Source organism: Brytella acorum, from assembly GCF_029309905.1.
In the GTDB taxonomy this organism is placed as follows: Bacteria; Pseudomonadota; Alphaproteobacteria; order Acetobacterales; family Acetobacteraceae; genus Brytella; species Brytella acorum.
Genome location: NZ_JARBJP010000023.1, coordinates 1 through 13,753 on the forward strand (window position 1 = coordinate 1; position 13,753 = coordinate 13,753).

The window sequence follows — 13,753 nt, forward strand, 5'->3', positions numbered from 1 at the left end:
TGGAACCAGCTCACCGACCAGCCATGGCGCATTATGTCTCTCGGATTGCGCGACTGGGCTCATGGGTCATAGCAAAAACAAATTGGTATTAACCTATTCGGATGCCCCCGGAGCCTCTTCATTCGAGGTGACGAATGCCATAGTGTCTTCCGCCCGAGGCCGTTATCCCGGGCAGATCGTCATATCCGTCTTCGTCGATGACGATGAACCACAGACTGTCGTCGGCATGGCAAGATCATGGCCGGAGTACAATACCAATCCCCGCTCCGCTCATTTTCTGACTTATGATTCTGGAAATGCCAGATTATTGCGTGATGATGCACGACCCGTGCGGAGCCGTCATCCTGTCATGGCGGTGCTTCAGGGGGTGCACAAAAATCTCCTGAGCGGCCTGACGGGCAGTATCGTGCTGGCTAGTGTATCTCTCTGTTTTTGTCTTGCACTTTTGTCTGGTGTGATAGTTTACGCTCCGTTCATGCGCGGGCGTCCTTTCGGGACTGTGCGTTCAGGACGCAGGCAGGCGTTCTCATGGTTGGATTTTCATAATTTTCTGGGAATGGCTCTGACAGTCTGGATGGCTGCAGTTGGAATAACGGGTTTCATGAACGCATTGTCTGATCCGCTTTTTATGACGTGGCAGCAGCAGGACGTCCGCAAAGTCTTAAACCCATGGCAAGGACAGACCCCACCTCCCGTTGGGGCGCTGGCACCGATCGGTAGCGTTTTGGCCGCCGCACAGGCCGCTCTGCCGGGCATGCGGATCGTCAGCGCTGTTTTTCCCGGGGCGGGCATTGGAAGTCCGTTCCACTATCTCGTCTGGGTTAAAGGCGACAAGGTTCTGACAGGCCGACTTTTCACGGCCGTTCTTGTAGACGCTCGCTCGGGCCAGGTCAGCGCCGTTTTGCGAATGCCCTGGTATCTCAATTTTCTTGAGCTTTCTCGTCCGCTCCATTTTGGCGACTACGGCGGCATGCCCCTGAAAGTAATTTGGGCTTCGCTCGACCTTGTCGTGATCGCCGTTCTCGTCAGCGGCATCGTTCTCTGGATCGGCAAGCGAAAGATCGCTACCGGTGCCCCTCTCCGGGCGCTCGGCTCCGACATCAATCCGGAGCACATTTCTGCTTGTTTGTCGTGCTCAGTCACAGAGGGAAAGTGATGCAAGACGTTCTTCGGGGCTGGGCCGACCATGGGCACCATCTCGCGCAAACGATAAAATTCCATCCGACCAAACTATAGTGGGTTTTTCCAAGAGTCATCAATGCCTTGATACCATTGCCCATGCCGAAGTGGTGGGGCGGGTTACATGGAAGAAGCATGAGGTCGCCCCTGCAACACAGGTGGGGCAATCGGTGTCAAAGTCGTGGGACATTACGCTGCAAAACCCATGGGAACGGGGAGAAAGATTTGAAGGGGCTGCTGCAAAATCCGTGGCACGTTGCTGCCCGGATATCAGCCCCACCTTCACCCTTCGGCGTTGCCATGCCTGGAGAGAGGGTCGTGCGTAAAATGTTATCAGGTTTGCATCCTTCCGTGAGGGAATGACGGCCTGCGCGCCGCCGCCGGTGAGGGTTTCATGGGATTGCCTTGTATGTTTAGTCCCGGGACCTGCCGCCGACGCCTTGCTGATCCGGTTGCGAACCACTTCGATCTATGGCATCAACTTGAGAATTGATCGCAATTTCGTATCGGACGGACGAGGATCTGTGCCTCTGGAGAGGGCCTTGCGTTGAATCGCGCACGCACATCGCTGGAACTTTATCAGACTCATCGGGCCAGTCTTCTGTCCTATGCGACCCGGCTGTCGGGCAACCAGGCGGTCGCCGAAGATATCCTGCAGGATGTCTGGCTCTTGTTCAGCCGACAGCAGATCGAGACGATCGCCGCTCCGCTGAATTATCTCCGCACCATGGTGCGCAATCTGGTGATTACCCGTGGGCGCAGGCAGGCGCTGGAAGCCACTGCGGGCACGGATTTCGAGGTCGCGACGGCCGCGCTGGCGGACGAGCAGGTTTCGCCCGAAGAAACCGCCGCTTCCCGCGAGACGATGCAACGCATTATCGACGCGATCGTCGCCCTGCCCGATGAACGCCAGCGACAAGCAATCCGTATGTATCATTTCGAAGGAATGAAGCTGCGGGAAATCGGCATGTGTCTGGGGCTTTCCCTGACACGTGTCCATGGTCTCATCGAGGAAGGCATGGTGATCTGCGACCGTGTCCGCAAGGAAGGACAATAACACCGCGTGTGGTTTCGAATCCGAGGGAAAAAAATCTTCCGCCGCGCATCTGTTAGAGTAGGCGGCATTTCGATTCCTGCTCCAAGTGCGAAATCGGGTTGGCTGTCGTCGTGCGCTCCGGGAGGCTTGGCTTGTCATGACTGAACGGAAGACGCCAGCGCAGGCAGCGGCAGGCTGGTATCTTTTTCTTCGGGACGATCCGGATGACGAGGATCTGAAACGTCGGTTCGCCGAGTGGCTGGCGAGCGATGCGACGCATGCCCGGGCGTGGGAGGAGATGAATGTGACGGCCACCGTCATGGCGGCGATTCCACGCTCTCTTCACACGCCGATCTTCCCCTCAGCTTTGCCTGTCCGGCGCAAGGAAGCGCGCCGCGCTGCCCGACGGTTCCTGCCGAGCTGTGCGCTGGCTCTCGCGGCGGCCTGTGCCGCGTTCGCTTTCATGTCCCCAGATATGCTCGTGCGACTGCGCGCCGATCATTATGCGCCGGTGGCGCAGACGCGCGATATCCGTCTGGCGGATGGCAGTGAGATTATACTCGCCCCGCGTGCGGCCGTATCCCTTACGATCAACGGTTCGGAGCGGCGGGTCCGTCTGCTTCAGGGCGAGGCTCTGTTCGAGGTCCGTCATGACCCCACGCGGCCGTTTCGCGTGACGGCCGGTACTGTCACAGCGACCGATGTCGGCACGGTATTCGATGTCCGGATGGATGGCGACGCCACGACAGTCGCCGTGCGGGAAGGTGAGGTCCATGTGGCCTCCACTCGATCCGGCATCATCGAACGGAATCTGCACGCGGGCGAGTGGGAGCAGGTATCCGGTGCGACCGCCACCGCAGGGGCCGCACCTGCCGCGACCATCGGTGCCTGGCGCGATGGGACGCTGATCGCCCGTGATCAGACTGTTGGGGCTCTGATCGATGCTTTGCGGCCGTGGACAGCAACAAGGATCGTTCTTGCTGACAGGGAACTGGCAAAAAAGCGGGTCACCGGGACATACGACCTGCGGCAACCGGAAGCGTCATTGCGTCTGATCGTCGAAGCTTATGGTGGTCAGGTTTCTTCAATGTCGTCCTGGATCGATATCGTCCGGGCACGCTGAAGAGCTCCCACTTGCCTCTTTTCGCCGCTGGTGGCGTCTCCAGTTTCTATCCTCTTAATATCTGAGGTTGGGGTCAGATATCGATCCTTTGCGCACCCAATGTGATCAGGCCTCGGAGAGATAACGACGATCGTGTCCCGGCATATGTCATCCTGACGTGAATAGCGTTCGATCGGACGTCACCCATATCAAAAAAAAGTTAAAAATCTAATAATTTCATAGAGATATAAAAATTCTCCATTTCTTAGGCAAAAAAATCCGTTGCTGGGGGGAAAAATCGCGGCGCCCCCGCATCTGTCTAGTCGAGAACCACGAATGCGAGTGAATTGCATTTTTGCGGCCAGGCAATTGGACAGGACGGAGAGCGCAGCGACGATGGACCCTTTCATTGATTTTTCGACCGCTTCCCGGAGTGCTTCTACACCCAGGCAGCCTTCCGCGGGCTTTAATTCGGCGACACAGCCGTCGCGGGCGAAGGCATGCTCTTTCCAACAAGAAATATTGATTGCAAACAATGTAAGTATTCTACGGTGTCGCGCTTCTGGAAAGCCACTGCGGAGGACTGCTGTATCGGTCATTCTTCTTGCGGGAACCACAACCTTCACGCCTTTGTCCATGACAAAGGCTATGGCACAGACGTCAAATCTCCAGGATGGCTCGTCTCGACCCGGATACGAAGCGCGATCTCCGACCTATTCCGCTGGTCCACGCGTTAATTTCGACATCCCGGCTGGCTCTCTCTCCGATGCGCTCGTGACCTTCAGTACTCAAGCCCATGTGCCGTTGACCTCGCAGGCCCCCATGCTCGCGAGCATAACGACCGCTGGTCTTCGGGGCAGTTTAACCCCCTCTGACGCTTTGTCGCGACTTTTGCAAGGAACCGGCCTGAGCTACCTCCCGACCGGGTCGCGAGCGTACAAGGTTGTTGCTGCGCCTTTGACGATTACTCTTGGCCCTGTCCGTGTCTCGGGCCAACTGCGGCAGTCACTTGCCAGTCTGCTGGATTCCGCCGATACGGTTCGTGATGGCCGCTATTCCGCCGATCGCGTGACGGTCGCGGGCAAGCTCCCGCTTTCGGTTCGTCAGATACCCAATTCAGTATCGGTCGTTACACAGCAGCGTATTCGCGACCAGAACATGATATCGGTCGAAGATGTACTGCGCTTCACGACAGGGGTCACGGCGGCGCCTTATGGTGATGGTACCGCTTATTTCATGTCGCGCGGCTATACTCTTGATGTGCAGTATGATGGCATGCCGGTTGTCTCCGGTATTCAGTATTTGCCGCAATTTGATATGATGATGTATGACCGCGTGGAGGTGATGCGGGGCCCTACCGGGTTGCTGCAGGGGACGGGTTCCGGTGCGGGCTCCGTCAATCTGGTTCGCAAGCATACACAGGACGCATTCGCTACTCACGTTGGTGTCCAGGCCGGTTCTTGGAATAATGTGCGCCCCTATGCCGACGTCAATACGCCACTAAACGCAAGCCATACTTTACGTGCTCGAATTGTTGCATCAGGTCAAAGCGCAGATTCATTTGTTCACGAAGTGCATCAGTCGGAAGCAATGCTCTATGCGATCGTCGATTATGATATTGACCCACAGACTAGGCTGACAGTCTCGGGTTCTTATCAGTATTCAGATCGTGGGCCGTTTGATTACGGTCAGTCCCGCTATACGAACAACAAATTCCTGAATTTTTCCAGGAGTGCATTTTTTGGCTCTTCCTGGAACGACAGCCCGAATTCCATGGGTGAAGGCTATGTCAATATCACGCATTCTTTTGGTAAAAATCTAATATGGTCAACAAGTGTCATAGATAGATATCTGGATTCGTCCGGAATATATAGTTATATGGGTGGTGGTGTTAATTATAATACGAATTTATCGAAATATTTTGAGCAGAGCAATTTAAATCGTCAAAACATGATTGGTGCGGACTCGAATATAAACTATAGAGTTAATATTATGAATCGTCCGATGGATTTACTTGTCGGGACGAATATGTACCAAGTTTATAAACGTAGCCTGTATGGATCGGGGGCCACATCCACATTAAATATATTCAAATCCGTATTGTCGAAGCCCAATTTTCCCTATTCCGGCGGCAACGATACAACGTCAGAACAATGGGGAGCTTACGCACAGGCTCGGCTTCACCCTATCAAGAATCTGACTGTGGTTCTCGGTGGGCGTGTCAGTTCCTACTGGGCCGACAGCCGCACCATTCTACCTGCCCGATTGTCCCGTTCGGGCCAGCCGGGAGTGGAAGGCAAGCTGACGCCAAATGCGGGTATCCTGTACGATCTGACGCGCGAGCTGACAGCCTATTTCAGTTTCTCGTCGATCTTCACGCCGCAGACGGAATTGACAGCTTCTGGCGAGGGATTGAAACCTGTGACGGGGCGTCAGTATGAAGCTGGAGTGAAAGGATCCTTTCTTTCAGGAAATCTCCTTACATCTTTGGCAGCTTTCCAGTTGGAGACAAACAATCGGGCTGTCAGCGATCCTTCGGATATACGCTATTACGTTTCATCCGGGCACGCGCGAAGCCGGGGCGTCGAGGTTGAGATCAACGGACGTCCGTTGCCGGGATGGAATATCTACGCCGGTTATACATGGCTGGAGACGCAGTATATTTCCGACCCGGTATATGGCAATCTAAGTCTGCAACCCGAAGAACCAAAGCATAATTTCAAATTCTGGTCCAGTTACACGATTCAGAACGGTATACTGAAAGACCTGTCGTTCGGTGCCGGTCTTTTGGTTTCGTCCCGGACCTCGCGTGACTACGTTGTCTGGCAGGGTGGCTATACTGTCCTGGATTTACAGGTTGGGTATAAGGTCACTCCCCACCTTTCTACCACGCTGACGGTGAACAATGCCACGGACAAGGTGTACTGGGCTCGTCTTCCTACAAGCTATTATGGAAGTTACGGTGCCCCACGTAGTGTTATGGCAGCGATACGAGCCGATTTCTGAAAGGCGAGAGCGATGCGGAGGAGTTCTTTACGAGTTTGGATCATAATGCACCGCTGGTCAGGTTTGGTTTGTACTGCGTTCTTGCTGGTAATATGCGTCACAGGCCTACCTCTGATATTTGAGGAGGAGATCGATCATTGGCTGGACGAGACGAGGCCCTATGCCGCGGTGGCCGCGGATGCGCCTCGAAGCGAGCTGAAGACCATCTTATCCTCTGCACGGGAGCGCTATCCCGGGCAGGTGGTGACGTCCGTGTTCATGGATGACGACGAGCCGCAAGTTCTCGTGACGATGGCGCCATCATGGTTGAGCTTCAATGACGCACCTCGGGTCGGTCATGGGCTGAAATTCGATGCTCACACAGGTGCCCTGCTTCGGGATGATAAAACAGTCTCGCAGGTTGGAAACAGTTTGCTTCCGATGATACTGCATCTGCATCGCGATCTGTTTTCTGGTCTGATCGGTGCACTCTTCCTCGCTCTGATGGCGATCTTCTTCATTTTGGCTATCGTCTCGGGCGTTCTGTTATACGGTCCGTTTATGAAGCGCCTGACATTCGGCACCATCCGTGCCGGCCGTGAAAAGGGGCGGTTGGCATGGCTCGATCTACATAATCTTCTGGGGATCGTGCTTGTCGCCTGGATGAGTGTCGTGGGATTGACCGGAGCATTGAACGAAATTTCCGGCCCACTCTTTGCCCTGTGGCAGCGGGCGACCGCCGAGACTCTACTTTATCCTTGGCGGATGGCAACGGTCCCGACGATAAGTGCACTGGCATCTCTCGACGGGGTTGTTCAGGCAGCGCAGGACGCCGTTCCAGAAATGCGCGTGACGAGCGTGATTTATCCCGGCTCACGTTTCGGTGCGCGTTCCCATTACCTTGTTTGGACGAAGGGGAAAACGTCACTGACGAGCCGGCTGTATACACCCGTTCTGGTGGAGGCTCTCAGCGGCAGGGTCACCGCCGTCGTGCCCATGCCGTGGTATCTGCGCGCGCTGGAAGTTTCGCGACCATTGCATTTCGGGGATTATGGCGGCACGCCGCTGAAGGTGATCTGGGCGCTGTTCGATCTGGTGGTGATCGCCGTTCTCGTCAGCGGCGTGGTGCTCTGGGCAGGTAAGCGAAAGGTCGACGCCTGACGCCCGCCTCCCCGAGTCAGGCGTCGAGCCGGAACCCGCCTCTTTGCCCCATACGGCAGAAGACGCAGCCCGCCGGCACCCGCGTCGTCTGGAACCGAAGCCGAAACGCAACGTAACGCCAAATGGTTGCAGCCTGAACTTGTGCCAATCTGTACTGTCCTTCCATGCAGGAAGCGTGATCTTCTCATATCAGATGTGTGAGGTGGAGGTGTGGAAGGTTCGAGAGTCGCTCCTGCGACATTCATGACGCGGGTGATCAAAGCCGGGAGGTCTGTCAATGAATGTTCGAGCCGACCAAGGGGCTTCCATCGATTGACACACGCCGGACTATCGCTGTCTGCTCATTGGACAGATTACTCAGCGTTTGGCTCACCGAGCCCGCTCATTCGGGCAAGCCGCTCTTCGGCACCAAAGAAACCACGCTGCTTCACGTTGCATTCTCCCCTTGGTCATGGAGGGAGTGCAATCACAGACACCCAACCAAAATCAAGAGATTTTTCGAATTCTTGACTTTATCATCAGCGACTACACTTTTCGGTAAAAATTACCAATCGTCATCCATTTTCCGCGCAAGAGGTTGAATGTATCCGTTTCAGTGACGCCGTTCAGGGAGCTGTCAGTTTCATCTGGTATGACATCGATTGCGTGGTGGCCTTCTCGCGTGATGATACATACAGGTGGCATGGTTTATGCGTGTTCGTGATATTTATTATCAGACTCCGCACTTCAGATCAAAGAAAATAAATCAATATATGGAATTACCGTATACATATCATTTATATTCTATTTTGACACTTGCCTTGTTTTTCAACGTTATTTCAGAGGCGAAAGCAGAAAATATCACGTTTGCGCAGGCCGCTGAAGCGGCCTGGTCCCTGGATCCCGGTCGGACTGAACTGAATACGAACTATCATTCGGCATCGGTGCGGGTCGAAGCAGCCCGTTCCTGGTTCGCCGGTGCTCCGACAGTCGTTGGGCAGTATTTCGATGATCATGCCATAGGCACCAATGAAGGATACACAACCTACCAGGGGGGTGTGTCTGTGCCACTCTGGCTGCCGGGATAGGGTAGCGCGACCGTCGGTGTCGCGAGAGCGGAAGCGTCGATCCTTCAGGAACGGCTGCATGTAGCGCGAATGACGGTAGCTATGAAAACGCTGGATATCTCAGCCAGAGTCATCATAGCTCGCCGCCGACTGGCAATCGTACATGTTCAGAAAGAGATACTGGAGAAAATCCAGGAGGCAGTAATTCATGGGAAGCACATCGGGGAGATGACGCTCGCCGATCAGCAGATCATCGCGTCTGAAGTCGCAAACGACGCCAGCGAATATTCCATGACTGAGGAGCAGGTGGAAACAGCGATTTCAGCGCTTCGTATCTTACTTGGACGTTCAACCGTTCTCGATCTCCTGTCTTTTGACACTGCGTCTTTAACGCGTAGCAGGCTGATCTCCATCGAGGCTCTCGAAAATAACGATCCTCGCGTCAAAGCCGCCCGTCAGGTCGTGCATGTGGCGGAAGCCGGCGTCCACCTCGCCAAAACCTCTTTCATGCCGAACCCTGAAGTCGGCGTAGCTGCAATTCACGAAAAACAGTACGGTAGTCCATGGGATGACCGTGTGGGCGTAACGGTCGCCATCCCTCTGCCCAGCGATGTCAGGGATGTCCCCATGGAAACGGACGCTCGGAACAGACTGGCAGCGGCTGTCAGCCAGGAACAGCAGGCCCGCCGTAACGTCAGGCAGGAACTGGCTCAGGTTCTTTCTCACCTGACCGCCACGAGAGACATATTCAGAAATTCTGTTCTGTCAGCCGACAGCATGAACAGTCGCGCCAATGAGATGAGCCGATCATGGCAGGCCGGTGAAACGTCGCTGGTCGAACTGTTGCGGGCCAGATCCGCTGCCAGCAGTGCTTTGCAGCGTCGCAATCAGGCGGAAGTCGCCTGGCACGTCGCCATCGTTCGGACATTGATCGCCGCAGGAGAATTCCAGTGACGTCTTCACCTGTTTTCGTGAAAATCTGGAAGTGTTTTCCATGTGTCGCGATTGTTTTTCGCCTTGTTGAAGGGTCTGCACGGGCCGCCGAAAATGTACCGATTGTCGTGATGGGAGAGGCGGCTCAGAAGAATTCTGCTCTGATTATCTCGATCGCGAAGAGTGGCACACTCGTAAAAAATCTGGACGCGATGGGATCCGTCCTCGCCGAAGCGGGACATGTCGTCCGTATTCATCCGGCGGGGGCCGGTAAAGTTCTGAACATTGCCGTCGTGCCTGGCCGGCATGTGCGCAAAGGGGAGAGTCTCCTGGCCTATCAGGATCATTCATTGCATCTGGTTCGTCTTGAAATGACCCGAGCACAGGCCGCGCTGACGACAGCGCTGGCGGCCCGCCAGAATGCGGCGTCAGCCTATGATCGGGGGCGCGAATTGGAAGGAATGACCGTCGCGGCAGGAGAGACGAGGCGCCGTCTGGCAGTATTCCAGGCGGCAAAAGACAATGTTATTGCCCGACAGGCCGATGTCGATACGCTGAGGCATCAGCTTGAAGAAGAATACAACTCCGTTACGGAATCAGATAGGGCCCAGACCAGCCCGCTGGATGAGACCTCGTCAATCATTGCGCCCACCGCTGCGGAAGTGCAGAGCGTGTTCGTCGGTGTCGCCGATCACATTTCCCCTGCGACGGAACTGATGGGTCTGACAGTTATATCCTCGGTATGGATTGTTTCTGTCATCCTGCCTCAGGATGCCGCGCGGGTGGTGCAGGGCGGCGAGCAGACAACGGAACTCGTTTCGGACACCGGGACGACATTACTAGGATCGAAAATAACCTCGATAGGTGATATGGCGGATCCGGCCACGGGTCTTGTCCGCGTCATAAGCACGGCACCCAATCCAGATGGCAGTCTTCATCCTGGCATGTTCGTCAATACCCATCTGCCAACACGTGATAAGACGATGGGAGTCATTGTACCAGAAAACGCCGTTACGGAAATCAACGGTGCAAGCATCGTGTTTGTGCCGGCGGGTCCCAATCGATTCCGACCGCGGGAAGTGCATGTCGGTGCCACGGGCAATCAGCAGAAAGTCATCATTTCCGGCATCTCCCCGGGTGAGCGGATCGTGACCCACGGCGTATTCGCCCTGAAGGCCGTGATGCTGGTGTCAGATATGAACGAAGGAGGCTGAAGGCGTCAATGCGTAGCTTTCTCTCCGCCATGCAGATCCGACGCTGGCTGGTCCTTGGGGTCATAGGCTTTACCTTCATTGCCGGTTGCTTCATCGTCCGGGGTCTTCCGGTGGAAGCCGTGCCTGACATCTCCCCTCGACAAGTCCTCGTTTCCGTCGTGGCGCCGGGCCTCGCCACGGAAGAAGTCGAACGGCTGATCGCTTTTCCGATCGAGGCCAGCATGGCGCGTCTCCCGGATATGACCGATCTCAGGTCGGTCTCCCGCTCCGGGGTCTCGGTCGTTTACATCCAGTTTGCGGACGATACGGACATCAATCTCGACCGCACCCGTGTGGAAGAGCGGATTCAGCAGGCAAGAGGCACAATATCCGTGCCGGGGGTCAGCGTGAATATCGGGCCGCTCGCCACGGGCCTTGGGGAGATCATGCAGTTGCAGATCAAAGGCGATGGTTATTCGCTGATGGATCTGAACCGTATGATGACATGGACCGTCGCCCCACAGTTGAAGCTGGTGCCGGGCGTTGTGGATGTGAATGTAAACGGAGGTGCCGAGCAGACTTTTCAGGTCGCTCTCGATCAGGCGCGCCTCCTTGCGCTCGGTATATCGGTCGACGACGTTTTCCGCGCAGTGGATGGCAACAACTCCGCGTCCGGCGGCGGCTGGATCGAGCACGGTGAAGAGCAGCAGATTGTCGTCGGACGCGGCCTGATCGGTTCGCTTGATGACTTCGGGTCCATTCCGGTCCGGACCAACGCCAACGGTTCCGCCATTTTTCTGCGGGATGTCGGGCGCATTTCCATGGGGCCGAGAACACGTCTTGGTGCTGTCACGCGGGATGGTCGGGGTGAAATCGTCATCGGCGTCATCATGATGCGCATGGGCGCGAGTTCCGATGCCACGCTGAACGCCATTGACGCCGCCCTTCCCGATATTCGTCAATCTCTACCCAAAGGTGTGACGCTTGACCCCTATTACGTACGTTCAACACTGACGGACAGCACCATCCGAACGGTCAGGGAGAATCTTGTCGTCGGGGCGCTTCTGGTCATTTGCGTCTTGATCGTGGTTATCGGAGACTAGCGGGCGTCACTGGTCATTGCCTCTGTCATCCCGTTTGCACTCGTCTGTGCCATGGCCGGAATGCGTTGGTTCGGTATTTCCGCCAATCTGCTCAGCCTCGGTGCCATCGATTTCGGCATGATTGTCGACAGTTCTCTCGTCGTGGTCGAAAATCTCATGACCCATCGTGTTCGTGACCGGGCGAATGGGCAGAAGACGCCGCTGGCCGTCCTCGCAGTCTCAGCGGCGACCGAAGTGTTTCGGCCGGTCAGTTTCGGCATTCTTGTCATCGTCGTGGTCTATCTGCCGATCCTGACATTGCAGGATATCGAGGGCAAGATGTTCCGGGCTTTGGCGATGAAATCTGCCGGCCGTCATGACGATACCCGTCTCGTTGCTTTTCTGCGCCGTGGTTACGGTCCCCTGCTGAACGGGTGCGAAAACCGACTACGAACTCTGTTTGGCACAACTTTCGCGATTTTTGCTTTTTCTGTGTGGGTTGGTCTGCATCTGGGTGGCGAGTTCATTCCGTCTCTCGACGAAGGCGCTCTTACGGTGACAACGACGCGACTGCCAGGCATTTCACTGCCCGAGACCCTGAAGGAAGTCAGTCCTCAGGAGCGTATCCTGCGCCGCTTTCCCGAGGTCGGCAGCGTTGTCAGCAATACGGGGACATCGGCCATTCCTACGGACCCGATGGGTGTGAACGAGACAGACAATTTCATCTTTCTGAAGCCACCGTCACAGTGGACCACGGCGCATACACAGGAGGGGCTCGTCACGGCAATGAGTCGGGTGCTGAGCACCGAGCTGCCCGGAATGGAGCAGTCATGGAGTCAGCCCGTGCAGATGCGGATGGATGATCTCCTGTCCGGTGTCAGAACGCAGATTGCCGTCTCGATCTATGGAGATGATCTCGCTACGCTGGCGCGTCTGGGGGACAGGGTCGCGAGCGTCATGAAAACCATACCCGGCGCGGCTGACGTGGCTCCACAGGGAGACGGTACCGTTGCTTTCATCCATATGGACATTGATCGTCGGAAGGCAGCACGACTGGGTGTTTCCCAGCAGGAGCTTCTGAACGTGGTTGAAGCGGTCGGCGGTCACATTGGACGCTCGGTCACAGTCGGTAATGCCCTGATCAGCACGCAGGTCCGTTTCGATCGTGTACAGGTCGGCACGCGCGACCAGATCGCCCGCCAGAGGATACGACGCGCCGATGGACAAGGTGCTGTTCTGCTTTCGGAAATTGCTACGGTCACGGTTCAGGACGGCCCTCCCCGTATCAGCCGGGACAATATCCGCCGTCGTCTGATCGTGCAGGCCAATGTTCGCGGGCGTGACCTCAGCTCCTTTGTCGCCGAAGCGCAGAAGGCGGTCAGCATGAAAATTGCCCTGCCCCCCGGTTATCGCGTTGTCTGGGCGGGCCAGTTCCAGAATCTCCGCTCGGCCATGGCGCGTCTGGGCGTTGTTGTGCCGATTGCGCTGGTATTGATTTTTGCCCTGCTTGTCGTTGCGCTGAATTCCGTCTGGCTGGCCGGGCTTGTTTTCGTCAATCTGCCTGTGGCCGCAACGGGTGGCATCCTGGCCCTCGCTCTGCGTGGCCTGCCATTCAGCGTCTCCGCGGGAATCGGCTTCATTGCCCTGTTCGGTGTGGCTGTGCTGAACGGCGTGGTACTCATCACCGCCATAAATGCCCTGCGTGTGGCGGGGCGCGGGGCCGTTCATGAGGCATATGAAGCTGCCGAAGAACGTTTCCGACCGGTTATGGCGACCGCTCTCGTGGCCAGTCTGGGTTTCATTCCCATGGCGGTCTCAACCAGTGCCGGCGCCGAAGTCGAGCGTCCTCTGGCCACGGTCGTCATCGGCGGCCTGATCTCCTCGACACTCCTGACACTGCTCGTGCTGCCATCGCTGTACGCGCGCATGATGAAAAATCGCATCTCATGAAAATCCTGATTATCGAAGACGAACCCGCTCTGGGCTCGGCCGTAAGAGACCGCGTCCGCCAGGCCGGACATGTCGTCGACTGGTTC

9 protein-coding genes and 2 pseudogenes are annotated in these 13,753 nt (G+C 56.2%); 10 read left to right on the plus strand and 1 reads right to left on the minus strand.

Going from position 1 to position 13,753, the window contains the following annotated elements; all coding sequences use genetic code 11:
- Window positions 1-226: 226 nt before the first annotated feature.
- The 3 genes from PWM43_RS15005 to PWM43_RS15015 all read left to right on the plus strand — a co-directional run bounded on the left by PWM43_RS15005 (window position 227) and on the right by PWM43_RS15015 (window position 3,338).
- Window positions 227-1,156, plus strand: a complete 930-nt coding sequence (locus tag PWM43_RS15005; RefSeq protein ID WP_289843294.1) for a PepSY-associated TM helix domain-containing protein — start codon at window positions 227-229, stop codon at window positions 1,154-1,156.
- Between the two features lie 570 nt (window positions 1,157-1,726).
- On the plus strand, window positions 1,727-2,236 hold the full coding sequence (locus PWM43_RS15010; protein WP_289843286.1) for a sigma-70 family RNA polymerase sigma factor: 510 nt from the start codon (window positions 1,727-1,729) through the stop codon (window positions 2,234-2,236).
- Window positions 2,237-2,372: 136 nt separating this feature from the next.
- The gene (locus tag PWM43_RS15015) at window positions 2,373-3,338 is read left to right on the plus strand and encodes a FecR family protein (protein WP_289843287.1); all 966 of its coding nucleotides are present in this window, start codon (window positions 2,373-2,375) and stop codon (window positions 3,336-3,338) included.
- Window positions 3,339-3,526: 188 nt separating this feature from the next.
- Here the strand turns inward: PWM43_RS15015 and PWM43_RS15020 are convergent, their stop codons facing one another.
- On the minus strand, window positions 3,527-3,943 hold the full coding sequence (locus PWM43_RS15020; RefSeq protein ID WP_289843288.1) for a hypothetical protein: 417 nt from the start codon (window positions 3,941-3,943) through the stop codon (window positions 3,527-3,529).
- 331 nt (window positions 3,944-4,274) lie between these two features.
- On the opposite strand from PWM43_RS15020, the gene PWM43_RS15025 reads away from it, so the two are divergent.
- From PWM43_RS15025 to PWM43_RS15380, 7 genes and pseudogenes are all read left to right on the plus strand, one after another.
- A complete protein-coding gene (locus PWM43_RS15025) occupies window positions 4,275-6,323 on the plus strand; it encodes a TonB-dependent siderophore receptor (RefSeq protein WP_289843289.1) in 2,049 nt (682 codons plus the stop codon).
- Between the two features lie 45 nt (window positions 6,324-6,368).
- Window positions 6,369-7,463, plus strand: a complete 1,095-nt coding sequence (locus PWM43_RS15030) for a PepSY-associated TM helix domain-containing protein (protein ID WP_289843290.1) — start codon at window positions 6,369-6,371, stop codon at window positions 7,461-7,463.
- Window positions 7,464-8,152: 689 nt separating this feature from the next.
- Window positions 8,153-8,530 (plus strand): hypothetical protein, encoded by a 378-nt coding sequence (locus tag PWM43_RS15035; RefSeq protein WP_289843291.1) that lies wholly within the window; start codon window positions 8,153-8,155, stop codon window positions 8,528-8,530.
- 207 nt (window positions 8,531-8,737) lie between these two features.
- Window positions 8,738-9,463, plus strand: coding sequence for a TolC family protein (locus tag PWM43_RS15040; protein WP_289843292.1), 726 nt, complete (start codon window positions 8,738-8,740; stop codon window positions 9,461-9,463).
- Window positions 9,460-10,656 carry an efflux RND transporter periplasmic adaptor subunit gene (locus tag PWM43_RS15045; protein ID WP_289843293.1) on the plus strand — a complete coding sequence of 399 codons (1,197 nt, stop codon included), beginning with the start codon at window positions 9,460-9,462 and terminating at the stop codon, window positions 10,654-10,656. Before PWM43_RS15040 ends, PWM43_RS15045 begins: the two co-directional genes overlap by 4 nt.
- Before the next feature lie 8 nt (window positions 10,657-10,664).
- Window positions 10,665-13,667 (plus strand): annotated as a pseudogene (locus PWM43_RS15050) (efflux RND transporter permease subunit).
- Window positions 13,664-13,753: pseudogene (locus tag PWM43_RS15380) on the plus strand (DNA-binding response regulator); the annotation flags it as partial. The pseudogenes PWM43_RS15050 and PWM43_RS15380, both read left to right, overlap by 4 nt.